Here is a 15537-nt window from a genome sequence, read left to right on the forward strand (position 1 = left end):
GCTTTAGGAGGTTTAATTAAATGAACTCAGATAATTTACAAAAAACTAGTCAAAGAGAGCTTAGGTATATGCATAAGGTTAATAGAAAATGGCTTGCCTTGTCGCTTATATCCCTTGCTTTAGCAGGTGGGACAATATCTTATATGACCATTCCTTATATTTCCTTGGCTGATGAAACAAGTGAAGCTCAGGGTCAGACTTATGATTATGCAAACCTGGTAGAAAAGGGAGCAGTAAAAACCCTTAATATTTCTTGGAAATATAATGATGGCGATGAAATTCCTACAGGATCGATGGACTATGCTAATCCTAATGGGAAGACGTCTATCTTCTTTAATATCGGTGCAGGAAAATTAAAGGCTGGGGATGTGATTAGGATTCCTGTTAAGACAAATTTGGCCAATCAGCCAGGGACACAAACCTTTAATATCTCAAACCTAAATCCAGTAATCTATGATGCTGCTGCCAAGCAGGGGATTTCAAAGTCTGTTAGGGTTTCATCAGATGGTCAGTATATTGAGGTTCCCTTAGATGGGGATGGTTTTGATAGTAGTACTTCCCATGATATAACGATAAATTTTACGGCTAATGGAGGGTCAGTTTTTCCAAAGACTGCGGGAAATGGGACAGACCTATCATTTTCTGAGACAATCGCTGACCAAACGCATACTTACCACTGGGCACCAAAACCTACAAGTCCAAACTTTACTGAAAATAATACGGTTGGACCCATGCAAAATGGTGTTAGCTCTATGACCAACACAGGAATCAGTATTGGAACAAGTGTGAGCAATACTGATGGAAACCAGTTCACCCAAGCAGTACCTTTGAATGATGGTAATGACTATATCCAAACAATCGTTGTCACAGCAACAACCCTTGCCAACGGTCAGGTTATTCCAGTAGTTATTAATCCCAGTTCTTTGAATCATTATGTAGCGGTCTCAAGTGATTATGGTCCAGCTACAGAGGCTCCTGGTTGGACAGATCAGGCAGCTAATAACTGGGGTGGTACTTCAAATGCAAATAGCCGCATTGCCAATTGGTTTAATCGTACTACTGATGAGACTGTTGCGGAAAATAATTACTCAGTGGTTAAGTTAGCTGATAACTCTTATAAAATTACTGTAAATTTTGGTAAGAGCCAGTCCTTAGCTTATTCTAAAAGTGAATTTGAGACCATTATAAAATCCCAATATGCAAGTGTTTCTGATCAAGTTATTAAGGACATGGAAGAACGGTACGGGGATGGAAATGGAAATGTCATCATGCCTTATTCAATCAAGACATTACTTTCATTTACAAATCCCAACAATACAGAAGATAGTGTTAAGTATGATATTTCATTTGCTGACAATAAGGGTATTCAAGACAATAAGAGCGTTTTGACAACCCCTATTAACCATAATACGGCAGCAGGAGAAAGTGAGCTTATTGTTCGTTACGTTGATGCAACCAATGGCGATAAGGTGCTTTATGAAAGTAGCTCCTTTGGTTTTGAAAGCCATAATGATCAATTTTCGGCTAAGAGTTCTAAAATAGACAATTATGTGCTTGATACCAGCAAACTACCTGAAGGTGCTAAATTAAATAGCGATGGTCAGTATGAGCTTGATGGAACCTTTAAGGCCGATTGGGAAAACGGCAAGCGTGTAATTACTTATTATTATAACGGCGATGAGGCAAAAGTTAAGGTTCGCTATGTGCTTGATAAGGACAGTAATACAAATACAGTTGGAGATTGGGTAGAGATTAATAGTGGCTTAGATGATGAGATTCTAAGTGGACACTACCATCAAGAATTCACGACCACAGCAAAGGATTTTTCATCAGAAGGATATTCTCTTGTTCAAGTTATTAATGGGCCGACGGGAAATTTTGATGGGACTGATAACCAGACTGTGACCTATGTCTATGCGGCTTACCATAAGTTGTATGTTGACTATGTGGACCAGGACAATAATAATCAAAAAATTGATGGGGATACTTACACCTATACAAATGATAGAGGAATGTATAATGTCTTGGATAATTACCGGACCTCACCAACTATTGCAATTCTAAAATCAAAGGGATATGAGCTGGTAAGTGACCCATATCCATCTACAGGTTATACCTTTGCTTCAAATTTAGATTCTGATTTTACAGTAGTCCTTAAGCACCGAATTGACCAAAGTGAGGAAACAAAGACCGTTAATGAAGATGTTCACTATCAGTATGCAGATGGCAGTCAGGCCGCTGAAACCTATACCAAGGCCCTAACCTTCACTCGGACAGTTTCAACAGATGCAGTCACAGGAGTGAAGACCTATGGTTCTTGGAGCGTGGATCAAACTTTTGATGCAGTAAAAAGCCCAGAACTTAAGGGATATACAGCAGATAAAGCTGAGATTAATGCTCAAACAGTAAATGGAGACAGTGGTAATCTAAATTATGTAGTAACTTATACCAAGGATGCCCCAATTACTGCTAGTGAGTCAAAAACAATCAACGAAGTGATTCACTATCAGTATGCAGATGGCAGTCAGGCCGCTGAAACCTATACCAAGGCCCTGACCTTCACTCGGATAGTTTCAACAGATGCAGTCACAGGAGTGAAGACTTATGGTGCCTGGAGCGCGGATCAAACTTTTGATGCAGTAAAGAGCCCAGAACTTAAGGGATATACAGCTGATAAGGCAGAGATTAATTCCCAAACAGTCAATGGGGATACAGATGACTTGAATTATGTGGTAACTTACACCAAGGATGCCCCAGGAATCTCTAATGAAACAAGAACGGTCAATGAGACAATTCATTACCAGTATACAGATGGCAGTCAGGCCGCTGAAACCTATACCAAGGCCCTGACCTTCACTCGGACAGTTTCAACAGATGCAGTCACAGGAGTGAAGACTTATGGTTCTTGGAGCGTGGATCAAACTTTTGATGCAGTAGAAAGTCCACAACTTAAGGGATATACAGCTGATAAGGCAGAGATTAATGCTCAAACGGTAAACGGAAATTCCAGTGATTTGAATTATACAGTTACTTATACTAAAGATGCTCCAAATATTTCAAGTGAATCGAAGACTATCAACGAAAGCATTCACTATCAGTATGCGGATGGTAGTCAAGCTGCTGAAGTCTATACTAAGGCCTTGACCTTTACTCGCACAGTCCTAACAGACCCTGTAACCGGTGAGAAGACCTATAGTGACTGGGGCGAAAGTCAGGTCTTTGATGCAGTAGAAAGTCCTAAATTAAAAGGATATACAGCTGATAAAGGAGAAATTTCAGCTCAAACGGTTAATGGAAATTCTAGTGATTTGAATTATGTAGTAACCTATACCAAGAATGCTCCAATCGTTTTTGAGGAATCAAAAACAGTTAATGAAACAATTAATTACCAGTATTCTGATGGCAGCCAGGCTGCTGACACCTTTACCAAAGCCTTAACTTTCACTCGCAAGGTTTCAGTGGATGCAGTGACGGAAGAAAAATCTTATGGTTCTTGGAGTGAAGCTCAAACCTTTGATGCAGTAAAAAGTCCTGAATTAAAAGGCTATACAGCTGATAAAAAAGAAATTTCAGCTCAGACTGTTGATGCTTTAAGTAGCGACTTAAACTATAAGGTAGTCTATACAAAAAATACCAATTCTGCTCAAGCGAATCCGTCTACCTCACCGTCTGATACCAGCAAGGTGGATAGTAAAGAAGTATCTGCTAATAATCCTGCTATTAACCAGGAAAATTTACCAAGTACAGGTATTAGTCTTGTTAGGAAGACTAGCGGTATAGTGGCTCTAGTAACAGCTCTTGTTATGGCCTTCTTGGGCGTGCTTTTTAGCTATAGGCACAGCAGAAAGAACAGTGAAAAAGACGAGTAATTTTCTTGAAAACATTCAGTAAAAAAGTAAACCAGATAGGATAATTTTCATCTTATCTGGTTTTTATTTTTTATAGACTCTTTACTTTTGGGTGATAAAAGTTTAAAATCAAGCTTTACAAATAAATTTATAGGTGTATTTCTTAATTTTACCTATTAAGCAGTTATTAGACAAAATTATAAGGATATTAAAATAAAATGAACGATAAAGAAAAAATTAGTCAGAATCAGATTGAAGAGATGATTAATAAGCAAAATTTGACCAAGCCACGAAAGGTTTTGATATTCAATAAGTGTAATCTATCAGAAATTGATTTTTCTCACCTAGATATTAATAATTTACATTTTTTAAATTGTTTTTTTGATAAGGTTTATTTAAAAAATACTAATAAAAAAGAGATTAGGGATTGTAGTTTTAAAAATTGTGACTTCACCATGATTTCATCTAGTGGAGACCTTAATATTTATGATAGCAGGATTACTGATAGCTCTCTTGGTTCGCTTGAGCTGAACAAGCTTTTAGCCTATGATTCAAAATTCATGGATAATCGCTACCAAAAGAGGGAGATTAACCAGCTGGACTTTAGAAGCTGTGATCTTGTAAGTTCAAAAGGTGTGTAAAAAGATTTGTTGAACAGATACTAGCTAATTAAAACCCATAAAAAGCAGGAGGGCGTGAATCTCCTGTTTTTTGTATTTAATCAACTTAACATTATGTTCTTTAAATGTTTTGTATTTAATAATGAATAATTAATCACAAAATTAATGCTATACTGTTTATATAAAAAATAGGTTTCTATTTTTTATATGGGGCTAATAAATTTTATTTTATCAAGGAGGAAAAAGAATGGACGTTTTAACCATTAGAAATTTAAATTTTTCGTATGGGAAAAAAGTGATTATTGATGATGGGAATTTATCGATAGAGGCAGGAGATATTGTAGGCCTGATAGGTAATAATGGTGCCGGAAAAAGTACCTTAATGAAACTGATTTCTGGAATAATTCCAGGATATTCAGCGAATATTACTGTTAATTCGAGAAGCATAGGAGTTCTTATTGAAGAACCAAGTCTTTATAAGGATATGTCCGTCTTAAGTAATCTTAAATTTTACTGTAAATTGTATGAAAAAGATTACGATATTATCGCTAAATATAAGAATATGCTTGGTGTAGAAAGTTTTTTGAATAAAAAGGTTTCTAGGCTTTCTCTGGGGATGAAGCAAAGAATTGGCTTGTTTGTCGCCTTGATTGCCTCTAATGAATTTATTTTGCTAGATGAGCCAACAAATGGTTTAGATCCAGCCGGAATAGATAGTCTTTTAAAGCTCATAAAACAATTGTCTGTGGATCAGGGTATAACCTTTATCATTTCAAGTCATATTTTAGAAAACTTAGATAAGGTTTGTAATAAGAATGTTCTGCTTAGAGATCAAAAGTTAATCATGCTAGATTCGGTAGAATATTTGAAATTCAAAATCTATAGTTTTGAGCTTAGCCAAAGTGGATTGATTGAACTTTTGGAACTAGAAGGTATTCCTTACGAGCAAGAGGGGCGAGATATTATTGTTTCAGCCGTAAATATTGGACAGGTCGAGTTACTTTTGAGCACAAAAAATATCCCAATGAATAAGGAAAAAGTAAGTCTAAGCGAGGTAATTTTTTAATGGCAAGTAAATTTGAAACTTTATTTTTAAGGAAGGATGTCTGTAAGCTAAGTATCCCAATTTTTTGGATGTTATCATTAATATCAGGATTCGGTATTATTTATTCCAGGGAATATTTAGGTGGACCATTTAGAGTGGACAACATCTATGCTATGTTTTCGACTTTCTCAATTTTTTTGATCTTATACTTATCTGTAAGTTTATTTGGAGTAGAATTTCAATATAAGACAATCAATATGATTCGAATTAGTAACAGAAGTCCTTTAGAGATTATTTTAAGAAAGCTTGCGGTCATGCTCATAGTAAGCTTAGTTACTTCTTTGATTGCATATTTTGAGGTTCTTATTCAGCAGCTTTATTATGGCCATGATGAGGTTAACTTAGTAAATCTTTTGGGTCATATAACTGCATCTTATTTAATTTTTGGTTTGTTCTTATTTTCTATAGGCACCATCGTGGTCTTATATTTAAAAAATACCTTATTTTCCTTCATTTTTGTTCTTCTATTCCTTAGAATAGGTGTAGCGATTATGAATATTTTAGGAAATTTTTCAGAACTACGTTCTTTCATAGAATATATTCCTCTTACCTTTGCAGAAAATGCTTTTTCCTTTGCAAATTATACAGGAAAACAAGCTCTTGTCATGATAGTTTGGAGTTTGATTCTTCTAGCATTTACGCCATTAATCTACAAAAAAAGAGGATACGTATAAAAATTTTATATCGTAATTAAAAGCTACAAAAGCAGGAGGGCCTGAACCTCCTGCTTTTTTGATACATAAATATCGATGATATCGGAAATTAGGTTAAAGAAGTAATTGACCAAAATTTTGACCAAAAAAAACGAATCCCTTATATTTAAAGGATTCATTGGTTGTTTTTTAATGCCACAAATAGGAATCGAACCTACGACCTTCACCTTACCATGGTGCTGCTCTACCGACTGAGCTATTGCGGCAAATCTTTATCTTCAATTATTATAGCAGATAATTTATTTTTTGAAAATAGGTAAATTAAAAATACTTTCAAATGGTAAAATTTAGGCATCTGATGGACAAAATAGTGAAAAAAACGTTAAAATCTTGCTATCATTTTACAAAAGTATTAAAATAGGATAGATACGTATACGATTATATAATAAAGTTAACGAGATAGAAAGAGAAGTATTCGACATGATGTATTTAATAGCTTTGATTCCAGCCATTTCTTGGGGGTTAATCGGAGTAGGCTTTGCAAAGACTAAGGCAACTCCAGAAGAGACGACCTTGGGATCTATGGCTGGTTTTCTGATATTTTCGACAGCTGTAACCCTAATAAGCACAACCAATATTACCCTGCCTATTTTTGCGGTTGGGTTTGCAAGTGGATTTTTACTATCCCTAGCTAATATTGGTCAATTTTCGGCAATGAATGAACTTGGGGTTTCAAAAACAGTTCCTCTCGTTGCTGCCTTGCAGTTGATTTTAAACTCCCTTCTAGGGGCCTTTATCTTCCATGAATGGGTTGGGCTTGTCCAGTGGATTTTTGGAATCATCTCAATTGTCCTAGTAATTGCTGGAGCAAGTATGACCAGCTACCAAGAAGCATCTAATAAGAGTAAGTCTAATAAGGACAGGTCTAAATTTAGTAAAAAAGGGATTGCCAGTCTTTTGGTTGCAGGAATCTTTGGGGGCCTTTACTCAGTCCTACCAAAGGCTTATCAATTTTTCAACGATATCAATACGGGCCGGGAATTTACAGATAGCCTTTTACTGCCGCAAGCTATTGGTGGTATTACAGGAGCCCTCTTGATCTACTTCTTTGTAAGGAAGGAAAATCCATTTAAGGCCTTAGCTACAAGTCCTGTTGTAAAAAGTCTCTTTGTTGGTTTCTTGTGGGCCATTGGTAATATGTGCCTACTTATCTCATCAACAAGTAGCCTTGGACTTGCTACAGCCTTTACCTTTTCTCAACTTAACCTGGTTATTGGAGGCTTTAGTGGAATCTATATTCTACATGAAAGCAAGACAAAAAAAGAATTTCGTCACTTCCTGCTGGGAATTCTTCTAGTAGTTGCAGGAGCTGTTATTACAGCCTTAATTTAAAAAATTTTTAGGGGATCTCCTTTGGTGGGGATTCCCTTTTAAAAACGAACTATCTACTATATAAAACTTAAATCTATCGGATATTGTAGATTTTTTGCCAAAAAATGATATAATAGTAGCTGTAGTTAGGTCATAAAGTTAATATAAAAGTAAAAAGACCTGCTAATGTACATATAAATCTAAAAATAAAAATAGTTATCACTTATTTATTCTAGGAATTGGCCTAGAGTCTCTACAAGACACCGGAATGTCTTACAATGAGTGAAAGTTGTCTTCTCATTTGTAATGGCTAGCACTTTCACGATAGGTGCTGGTTTTTTTATTTCTTATAAAATTTAGGAGATGGATACAAATGAAGTTGCTGGAAGAAAGAATAAGGACAAATGGTCAAGTTTTAAAGGAAGATATCTTAAAGGTTGACAGTTTCCTAACCCACCAGGTTGATTACAAGCTAATGAAGGCTATTGGACAAAGATTTGCGGAAGTTTTTGCTGACGCTGGAATTACTAAGGTAGTGACTATTGAGGCAAGCGGTATTGCCCCAGCCCTTTATGTGGCAGAAGCCTTAGACCTACCAATGATTTTTGCCAAGAAGGCTAAGAATATCAGCATGAATGATGAGCTTTTAACAGCAGAGGTCTATTCTTTCACCAAACAAGTTACAAGTACCGTTTCGATTTCAAAAAAATTCCTTGAGGAGGATGACCGAGTTTTAATCATTGACGATTTCCTGGCCAACGGACAGGCTGCTCTTGGACTTATTGAAATCATCGAAGCTTCAGGAGCTAGTGTTGAGGGTATTGGAATTGTTATTGAAAAATCATTCCAAGATGGACGAAAACTTTTACAAGATACAGGCTACAAGCTTGTATCCCTGGCCCGAATTGAAAAATTTGAAGATGGCCAAGTTGTTTTTGCTCAAGCAGATGCCTAGATAGGAGCCTAGTTAAATGGAATTTAATGAAAACAAAAATAGTCAAGCCGCAGTTCTTGGCCTCCAACACCTACTTGCCATGTATTCAGGAAGTATCCTGGTGCCGATTTTAATTGCAAGTGCTCTAAACTATACACCGGCCCAGTTGACCTACTTAATTTCAACAGATATTTTTATGTGTGGTCTAGCGACATTTCTTCAGCTCCAACTCAATAAACATTTTGGTATTGGTCTGCCAGTTGTTTTGGGAGTAGCCTTTCAGTCAGTAGCTCCACTTTCAATTATTGGAGCCAAGCATGGAGCTGGTGCCATGTTTGGATCAATTATTGCCTCAGGAATATTTGTTGTTCTAATTGCTGGTTTCTTTTCAAAAATTAGAAAGTTCTTTCCACCAATTGTAACAGGGAGTGTAATCACAACGATTGGACTTACCCTTATTCCTGTAGCCGTTGGAAACATGGGAAGTAACTCAGACAGTCCAAGTATGGAAAGTGTTATCCTAGCTCTAGTAACCATCTTTATTATCCTGGCCATCAATTACTTCTTTAAGGGATTTATTAGATCAATTGCCATCCTTATTGGTCTAGTTGCAGGAACCCTGATTGGTTCATTCTTTGGCCTAGTTGATACCCAAGCCATTGCACTAGCTCCCTGGGTGCACGTTCCAAGCCCCTTCTTCTTTGGAAAGCCAGTCTTTGAACTTTCAAGTATCCTTATGATGTGTATTATCGCTCTTGTTTCCTTAGTAGAATCAACAGGTGTTTATTTTGCCCTTGCTGACATTACAGGTGATAAGTTGACCGAAGAAAGACTTCGTAATGGTTATAGGGCAGAAGGTTTGGCTGTTGTTTTAGGTGGTATCTTTAACACCTTCCCCTACACAGGTTTCTCACAAAATGTTGGTCTGGTTCAGCTTTCAGGCATTAAATCTCGCAAGCCAATTTATTATACAGCCCTCTTCTTAGTTATTCTTGGTCTGGTTCCAAAATTTGGAGCATTGGCTCAAATGATTCCAAGTCCTGTCTTAGGTGGTGGAATGCTTGTAATGTTTGGTATGGTAGCCGTTCAAGGTATGAGAATGTTAAATAGCATTGATTTTGAAAAAAATGAGTATAACTTACTAATTGCTGCCGTATCAATTGCAAGTGGTGTAGGACTTCATAATACTAGCCTCTTTAATTCATTCCCTCAAACAGCACAAATGTTCTTAACAAATGGGATTGTTATTGCGGCACTTGTTTCAATCACTTTAAATATTATTTTTAACTCAAAAAGAAAATAATTATCTTAACCATAATAGCAGGAAGAAATTTCTTCCTGCTATTATTTTTTTCTCTTTGTAATGATTAATGTTACAATGAAAATCAGTTTAAGTTTAAAATCTAGCTAGCTCAAGGAGAAGATAAAAGTGTACAATTTTACAGACATACCTAATAGATTAAATGATGATAGTATCAAGTGGGCTGAGGTCAAAAATGACCCTGAGCTTTTACCCATGTGGATTGCAGATATGGATTTTGAAGTCCTAGATGATATCAGAAAAGCTGCTCAAAATTTTGCCCTCTCTGATGTTTATGGCTATAGCTATCCACCAGAGGGCTTATACCAAGCTATTATAGATTGGGCGGAGCGTGAGCATAACTATAAAATTTCAAAAGATAGCATAACCTTCTTAGACGGTGTCCTAGCTGGTCTATCAATTGCTATAGAGTCTTTTACCAAAAAGGGAGATGCGGTCTTGATCAATAGTCCAGTTTACCCACCTTTTGCTAAAACAGTAAGGCTTAAGGGAAGAAAGCTTGTCGCTAACTCCTTGACTGAAAAAAAAGGGCAATTTGAGATTGATTTTGTCCAATTGGAAGAAGATTTAGCTACAAAAGAAGTTAAGCTATACATCCTTTGTAGTCCTCATAATCCTGGTGGACGTGTTTGGTCTAAAGATGAGCTTTCAAGGATTGGAAAACTTTGCCAAAAATATGGTGTAATTCTAGTAGTTGATGAGATTCATCAAGATCTAGTTCTTTATGAAAATGTACATCATTCAATAAATACAGTTGATAGAAGTTTTTCTGACTTTACCATTCTTTTAACAGCTGCAACTAAGACCTTTAATATTGCAGGTACTAAAAATTCTTATGCAGTAATTGAAAATCCAAAATTGCGGGCAAAATTTAAGGAAGTTCAGGAGGCCAACCATCAAACAGGAATTAGTACACTGGGCTATCTAGCAACAGAAGCTGCTTATACCCATGGTAAGGCCTGGCTAGAGGAGCTTAAAAAAGTTTTGGAAGAAAACATTACCTATCTCATCGATTATCTTTCAAAGCATGCAAGTAAATTGAAGGTTATGAAACCACAAGGAACCTACCTATTGTGGCTTGATTTTTCAGCCTACAAACTAGATGATAAGGAATTAAATCGCCTTTTGAAGGAAGAAGCCAAGCTAATTTTAAATCCAGGCTTAACATTTGGAAAAGAAGGCAAGCTTCATGCAAGAATGAATGTAGCAACTTCCTTAGAAAATATTAAGCTAGCTTGCACGCGACTTGCTCACATGCTTGAAGGACTTGAATAAGAAAGTTTAGCTATTTTTTGCTATAATATCTATAATAAATCTAGGAGGAAAAAGATGGGAAACTTTCAAGTAATTGATCATCCGCTTATTCAGCATAAGCTGACTATAATTCGTCAAACAAAGACAGGAACTAAGGAATTTCGTGAGATAGTTAATGAGATTGCCATGCTTATGGGTTATGAAATCAGTCGAGACCTTCCCCTTGAAGACCTTGAAATTGAAACACCCATCACAAGGACTGTTCAAAAGACCTTGGCTGGTAAAAAATTAGCCATTGTTCCTATCCTAAGGGCAGGTATTGGTATGGTTGATGGAATTTTAAGCCTAATTCCAGCTGCCAAGGTGGGCCATATCGGTATGTACCGTGATGAGGAAACTTTACAGCCAGTAGAATATTTGGTAAAACTTCCTGAAGATATTGACCAAAGGCAGATTTTTGTTGTCGATCCCATGCTTGCTACAGGTGGTTCAGCCATTCTTGCCATCGATAGCCTTAAAAAACGTGGTGCTACAAATATCAAATTTGTCTGTCTAGTTGCAGCACCAGAGGGAGTTAAGGCCCTACAAGAAGCTCATCCAGATATTGACATTTACACAGCAAGTCTTGACGAGCGTTTAAATGAACATGGATATATAGTTCCAGGCCTTGGGGATGCTGGAGATAGATTATTTGGTACCAAATAAAAAAGCGACATCGTCGCTTTTTTATTTTTGTTCAATAATAAGTTGGTCTTGGCTATTATAATAATCCTTGTAACTCTTATAGCCTGCAATAAAAGATCCGATACTTGTGGTTGAAAGAAGCATGAAAGTAACCATGATTTGATATTTGATGGCATGAACTGGATCAACTCCTGCAAAGATTAATCCAGACATCATCCCAGGAAGGCTGACCAGACCAACAGTTTTTGCAGAATCAATTGTTGGCTGCATGGCTGTTTTAATGCTACTTCTTAAAATATCAATCGAAGCCTGTTTGGGGCTTGCTCCAAGGGATAGTTTTTCTAAAACCTGTTGTTCCTCCTGCTCAAACTGAGTTCCCATACTGCGGTAGCAAAGACCGATTGCCACCATAGAATTACTGGCAATCATTCCAGTGATAGGAATAACCTGTGAAGGAATAAATTTTAGGGCACCAGATAAAATAAGAATACCTAAAGTAATCGAAGTACTAATCAAAAGGGCCAAGAAGGAGCTAAAGAATTTTCCTCTCGGATTAGGGTTTCTCTTGTGAGCACTTAAAGAAGCGTTTAAGATGATAAAGAAAACCATAAGTAGAGTTAGGACATAATTATTTACCTGAAAGATATATTTTAGGACATAACCAATAGCTGTAAGTTGAATAACAGCACGTGTCACACTATAAAGGATATCTCTTGAAAGTCCCAAATGTTCCTTTTGAGAAATAAAAACCGCTACAAGAACGAGCCCTAGGCTAAGGACTAGGGATAAATTATTTACATTAATTGAATTCATTGGACAACCTTTCCATCAATGACTTTTATTAGGTGCTTGGACTCATCAATCTCACTTTGATCATGGGTAACACGAACGACAGTCACTCCACTTTGGTTGGTGGATGTAATTAATTGAAGAACAATTTTTTTTGTTTGGTCATCAAGACCTGCCGTTACCTCATCAAGCAGTAGAACCTTGGGCGTGAAGATAAGATTACGGATTAAAGCAATCCTTTGCTTTTCACCTCCAGAAAGGTCATTAATTAGTTTTGACTTATAGGAATCATCCAAGTCAACCTCCCTTAAAAAATCAGATATCTTCTTAGAATCAACTTCCATACCTCTAATTTTGAAGGGAAAAGCCAAATTATCTTCAACCGTTTTACCAAATAGAAGGGGTTGCTGGAAACAGTAGGACACTTCCTGCCTGTAGGACATAGGATTTAAAGCTGATACATCCTTGTTCTCATAGATAATCTGCCCGCTAGTAGGGGAAATCAGATTGGCTGCAAGCTTTAAAATAGTCGACTTACCACTTCCTGAGGGGCCCGTAATGGTCAAAAAATCGCCCCTTTCAATTGATAAATTACAATTCTTCAAAATATTTAAATCATCAACTGCGTAATTGACATCTTTAAATTCAATAATATTCATATATTCACTCCTAAAGTTTTCTCTACTGGCCATTATATCAAGATAGGGAGTACAATTCCAAAGATAGGAATTATTTTTGAAAAACTAGTTGACAGCCCTTGCAAACTTTGATAGAATAATAACACTGTCAAGGACAGGTCAATTTGTGATTTAAGACTTTGAAAAAAGTTCAAAAACATATTGACAGAAAATCCAACAGATGGTAAACTAACAAAGTTGCTTAAGGGCAACACTTAGTTGGATAACTTGGTTAAACAACTAAGAAAAAAGTTAAAAAAGTAGTTGACAAAGACATTAAGTCATAGTAAACTATAAAAGTTGTCTGAGGGCAACAGTTCAAAACAAGCTTGAAAAAAACTTTAAAAAAGTGGTTGACAAGTAAAACAAGTTTTGATAAACTAATGAAGTTGTCTCGAAGGAGACAGCGATAGACCTTTGAAAACTGAACAAAGCAAAACGAACCAAATGTGCAGGGTGAATGTTTAGACATTCAACTGTCAATTTTGACAATAAATAAAGCAACAAAAGCGAGCTAGTGACTATTAATAGTCTGCTCATAATTTATATGAGAGTTTGATCCTGGCTCAGGACGAACGCTGGCGGCGTGCCTAATACATGCAAGTTGAGCGCTGAAATCTGGTACTTGTACTAGATGGATGAGCAGCGAACGGGTGAGTAACGCGTGGGTAACCTGCCTTATAGAGGGGGATAACTACTGGAAACGGTAGCTAATACCGCATAACACTTAGTATCACATGATACAGAGTTGAAAGTGCCAAATGGTACACTATGAGATGGACCCGCGTTGTATTAGCTAGTTGGTGAGGTAAAGGCTCACCAAGGCGATGATACATAGCCGACCTGAGAGGGTGATCGGCCACACTGGGACTGAGACACGGCCCAGACTCCTACGGGAGGCAGCAGTAGGGAATCTTCGGCAATGGACGAAAGTCTGACCGAGCAACGCCGCGTGAGTGAAGAAGGTTTTCGGATCGTAAAACTCTGTTGTAAGAGAAGAACACCAGAAAGAGTGGAAAGCTTTCTGGCTGACGGTATCTTACCAGAAAGCCACGGCTAACTACGTGCCAGCAGCCGCGGTAATACGTAGGTGGCAAGCGTTGTCCGGATTTATTGGGCGTAAAGCGAGCGCAGGCGGTTCATTAAGTCTGATGTAAAAGGCAGTGGCTCAACCATTGTAAGCATTGGAAACTGGTGAACTTGAGTGCAGTAGAGGAGAGTGGAATTCCATGTGTAGCGGTGAAATGCGTAGATATATGGAGGAACACCGGAGGCGAAAGCGGCTCTCTGGACTGTAACTGACGCTGAGGCTCGAAAGCGTGGGGAGCAAACAGGATTAGATACCCTGGTAGTCCACGCCGTAAACGATGAGTGCTAGATGTTCGGGGGTATCCACCCCTGAGTGTCGCAGCTAACGCATTAAGCACTCCGCCTGGGGAGTACGACCGCAAGGTTGAAACTCAAAGGAATTGACGGGGGCCCGCACAAGCGGTGGAGCATGTGGTTTAATTCGAAGCAACGCGAAGAACCTTACCAGGTCTTGACATACGAGTGCTATCCCTAGAGATAGGGAGTTCCTTTGGGACACTCGATACAGGTGGTGCATGGTTTATCGTCAGCTCGTGTCGTGAGATGTTGGGTTAAGTCCCGCAACGAGCGCAACCCCTATTGTTAGTTGCCATCATTAAGTTGGGCACTCTAGCGAGACTGCCGGTAATAAACCGGAGGAAAGGTGGGGATGACGTCAAATCAGCATGCCCCTTATGACCTGGGCTACACACGTGCTACAATGGGAAGTACAACGAGTCGCAAGCCGGTGACGGCAAGCTAATCTCTTAAAGCTTCTCTCAGTTCGGATTGTAGGCTGCAACTCGCCTACATGAAGTCGGAATCGCTAGTAATCGCGGATCAGCACGCCGCGGTGAATACGTTCCCGGGCCTTGTACACACCGCCCGTCACACCACGAGAGTTTGTAACACCCGAAGTCGGTGAGGTAACCGCAAGGAGCCAACCGCCTAAGGTGGGATAGATGATTGGGGTGAAGTCGTAACAAGGTAGCCGTATCGGAAGGTGCGGCTGGATCACCTCCTTTCTAAAGGAAAATACGAGGATACCTGCACATTTAGTTTTGCATTGTTTAGTTTTGAGAGGTTTATACCTAAAACAAGATATATATCTTCTCAAAGAAGATTGGGGCCTTAGCTCAGCTGGGAGAGCGCCTGCTTTGCACGCAGGAGGTCAGCGGTTCGATCCCGCTAGGCTCCATAGGTAGTTGAATTA

At 38.1% G+C, this 15537-nt stretch carries 11 protein-coding genes, 2 tRNA genes, 1 rRNA gene and 1 riboswitch; of the genes, 11 read left to right on the top strand and 3 right to left on the bottom strand.

Annotation, left to right across the window (positions count from 1 at the left end; genetic code table 11):
• Positions 1–20 precede the first annotated feature (20 nt).
• The 4 genes from OZX68_00850 to OZX68_00865 all read left to right on the top strand — a co-directional run bounded on the left by OZX68_00850 (position 21) and on the right by OZX68_00865 (position 6247).
• On the top strand, positions 21–3869 hold the full coding sequence (locus OZX68_00850; GenBank protein ID WEV60836.1) for a hypothetical protein: 3849 nt from the start codon (positions 21–23) through the stop codon (positions 3867–3869).
• A 197-nt stretch (positions 3870–4066) separates the two neighbouring features.
• Complete coding sequence (locus OZX68_00855; GenBank protein WEV60837.1) at positions 4067–4489, top strand: hypothetical protein; 423 nt, start codon at positions 4067–4069, stop codon at positions 4487–4489.
• A 226-nt stretch (positions 4490–4715) separates the two neighbouring features.
• Positions 4716–5534 (top strand): ABC transporter ATP-binding protein, encoded by an 819-nt coding sequence (locus tag OZX68_00860; protein ID WEV60838.1) that lies wholly within the window; start codon positions 4716–4718, stop codon positions 5532–5534.
• Positions 5534–6247: an ABC transporter permease gene (locus tag OZX68_00865; protein ID WEV60839.1), complete on the top strand. Its 714-nt coding sequence runs from the start codon at positions 5534–5536 to the stop codon at positions 6245–6247. Before OZX68_00860 ends, OZX68_00865 begins: the two co-directional genes overlap by 1 nt.
• Positions 6248–6419: 172 nt before the next feature.
• On the opposite strand, the gene OZX68_00870 is transcribed toward OZX68_00865, so the two are convergent.
• Positions 6420–6492 (bottom strand) — tRNA-Thr (locus OZX68_00870).
• A gap of 214 nt (positions 6493–6706) precedes the next feature.
• On the opposite strand from OZX68_00870, the gene OZX68_00875 reads away from it, so the two are divergent.
• The 5 genes from OZX68_00875 to upp all read left to right on the top strand — a co-directional run bounded on the left by OZX68_00875 (position 6707) and on the right by upp (position 11811).
• Positions 6707–7618: a GRP family sugar transporter gene (locus OZX68_00875; GenBank protein WEV60840.1), complete on the top strand. Its 912-nt coding sequence runs from the start codon at positions 6707–6709 to the stop codon at positions 7616–7618.
• A gap of 182 nt (positions 7619–7800) precedes the next feature.
• A riboswitch (purine riboswitch) is annotated at positions 7801–7896 on the top strand.
• 74 nt (positions 7897–7970) lie between these two features.
• Positions 7971–8552, top strand: a complete 582-nt coding sequence (locus OZX68_00880) for a xanthine phosphoribosyltransferase (GenBank protein WEV60841.1) — start codon at positions 7971–7973, stop codon at positions 8550–8552.
• Between the two features lie 16 nt (positions 8553–8568).
• Positions 8569–9834, top strand: a complete 1266-nt coding sequence (locus OZX68_00885) for a nucleobase:cation symporter-2 family protein (GenBank protein WEV60842.1) — start codon at positions 8569–8571, stop codon at positions 9832–9834.
• A gap of 120 nt (positions 9835–9954) precedes the next feature.
• Positions 9955–11127 (top strand): pyridoxal phosphate-dependent aminotransferase, encoded by a 1173-nt coding sequence (locus OZX68_00890; protein WEV61347.1) that lies wholly within the window; start codon positions 9955–9957, stop codon positions 11125–11127.
• 54 nt (positions 11128–11181) lie between these two features.
• Positions 11182–11811 carry a uracil phosphoribosyltransferase gene (gene upp, locus OZX68_00895; protein WEV60843.1) on the top strand — a complete coding sequence of 210 codons (630 nt, stop codon included), beginning with the start codon at positions 11182–11184 and terminating at the stop codon, positions 11809–11811.
• Between the two features lie 21 nt (positions 11812–11832).
• Here upp and fetB read toward each other — a convergent pair whose 3' ends face one another.
• Together fetB and OZX68_00905 are read right to left on the bottom strand one after the other, a co-directional pair.
• On the bottom strand, positions 11833–12603 hold the full coding sequence (gene fetB / locus OZX68_00900) for an iron export ABC transporter permease subunit FetB (protein WEV60844.1): 771 nt from the start codon (positions 12601–12603) through the stop codon (positions 11833–11835).
• Positions 12600–13238, bottom strand: coding sequence for an ATP-binding cassette domain-containing protein (locus tag OZX68_00905; GenBank protein ID WEV60845.1), 639 nt, complete (start codon positions 13236–13238; stop codon positions 12600–12602). The genes fetB and OZX68_00905 overlap by 4 nt, the downstream gene beginning before the upstream one ends.
• A gap of 561 nt (positions 13239–13799) precedes the next feature.
• Between OZX68_00905 and OZX68_00910 the strand changes: the two genes are divergently transcribed.
• Together OZX68_00910 and OZX68_00915 are read left to right on the top strand one after the other, a co-directional pair.
• A 16S ribosomal RNA gene (locus OZX68_00910) occupies positions 13800–15349 on the top strand.
• Between the two features lie 100 nt (positions 15350–15449).
• A tRNA-Ala gene (locus OZX68_00915) sits at positions 15450–15522 on the top strand.
• The last annotated feature ends 15 nt before the right edge of the window (positions 15523–15537 follow it).

The sequence above is a fragment of the Streptococcaceae bacterium ESL0729 genome, assembly GCA_029391995.1.
Classification (GTDB): Bacteria; Bacillota; Bacilli; order Lactobacillales; family Streptococcaceae; genus Floricoccus.

Excerpts from the sequence above, each read along its gene's own strand:
- OZX68_00850 (WEV60836.1), top strand. The coding sequence starts at position 21 with ATGAACTCAGATAATTTACAAAAAACTAGTCAAAGAGAGCTTAGGTAT.
- OZX68_00855 (WEV60837.1), top strand. The coding sequence starts at position 4,067 with ATGAACGATAAAGAAAAAATTAGTCAGAATCAGATTGAAGAGATGATT.
- OZX68_00860 (WEV60838.1), top strand. The coding sequence starts at position 4,716 with ATGGACGTTTTAACCATTAGAAATTTAAATTTTTCGTATGGGAAAAAA.
- OZX68_00865 (WEV60839.1), top strand. The coding sequence starts at position 5,534 with ATGGCAAGTAAATTTGAAACTTTATTTTTAAGGAAGGATGTCTGTAAG.
- OZX68_00875 (WEV60840.1), top strand. The coding sequence starts at position 6,707 with ATGATGTATTTAATAGCTTTGATTCCAGCCATTTCTTGGGGGTTAATC.
- OZX68_00880 (WEV60841.1), top strand. The coding sequence starts at position 7,971 with ATGAAGTTGCTGGAAGAAAGAATAAGGACAAATGGTCAAGTTTTAAAG.
- OZX68_00885 (WEV60842.1), top strand. The coding sequence starts at position 8,569 with ATGGAATTTAATGAAAACAAAAATAGTCAAGCCGCAGTTCTTGGCCTC.
- upp (WEV60843.1), top strand. The coding sequence starts at position 11,182 with ATGGGAAACTTTCAAGTAATTGATCATCCGCTTATTCAGCATAAGCTG.
- fetB (WEV60844.1), bottom strand. The coding sequence starts at position 12,603 with ATGAATTCAATTAATGTAAATAATTTATCCCTAGTCCTTAGCCTAGGG.
- OZX68_00905 (WEV60845.1), bottom strand. The coding sequence starts at position 13,238 with ATGAATATTATTGAATTTAAAGATGTCAATTACGCAGTTGATGATTTA.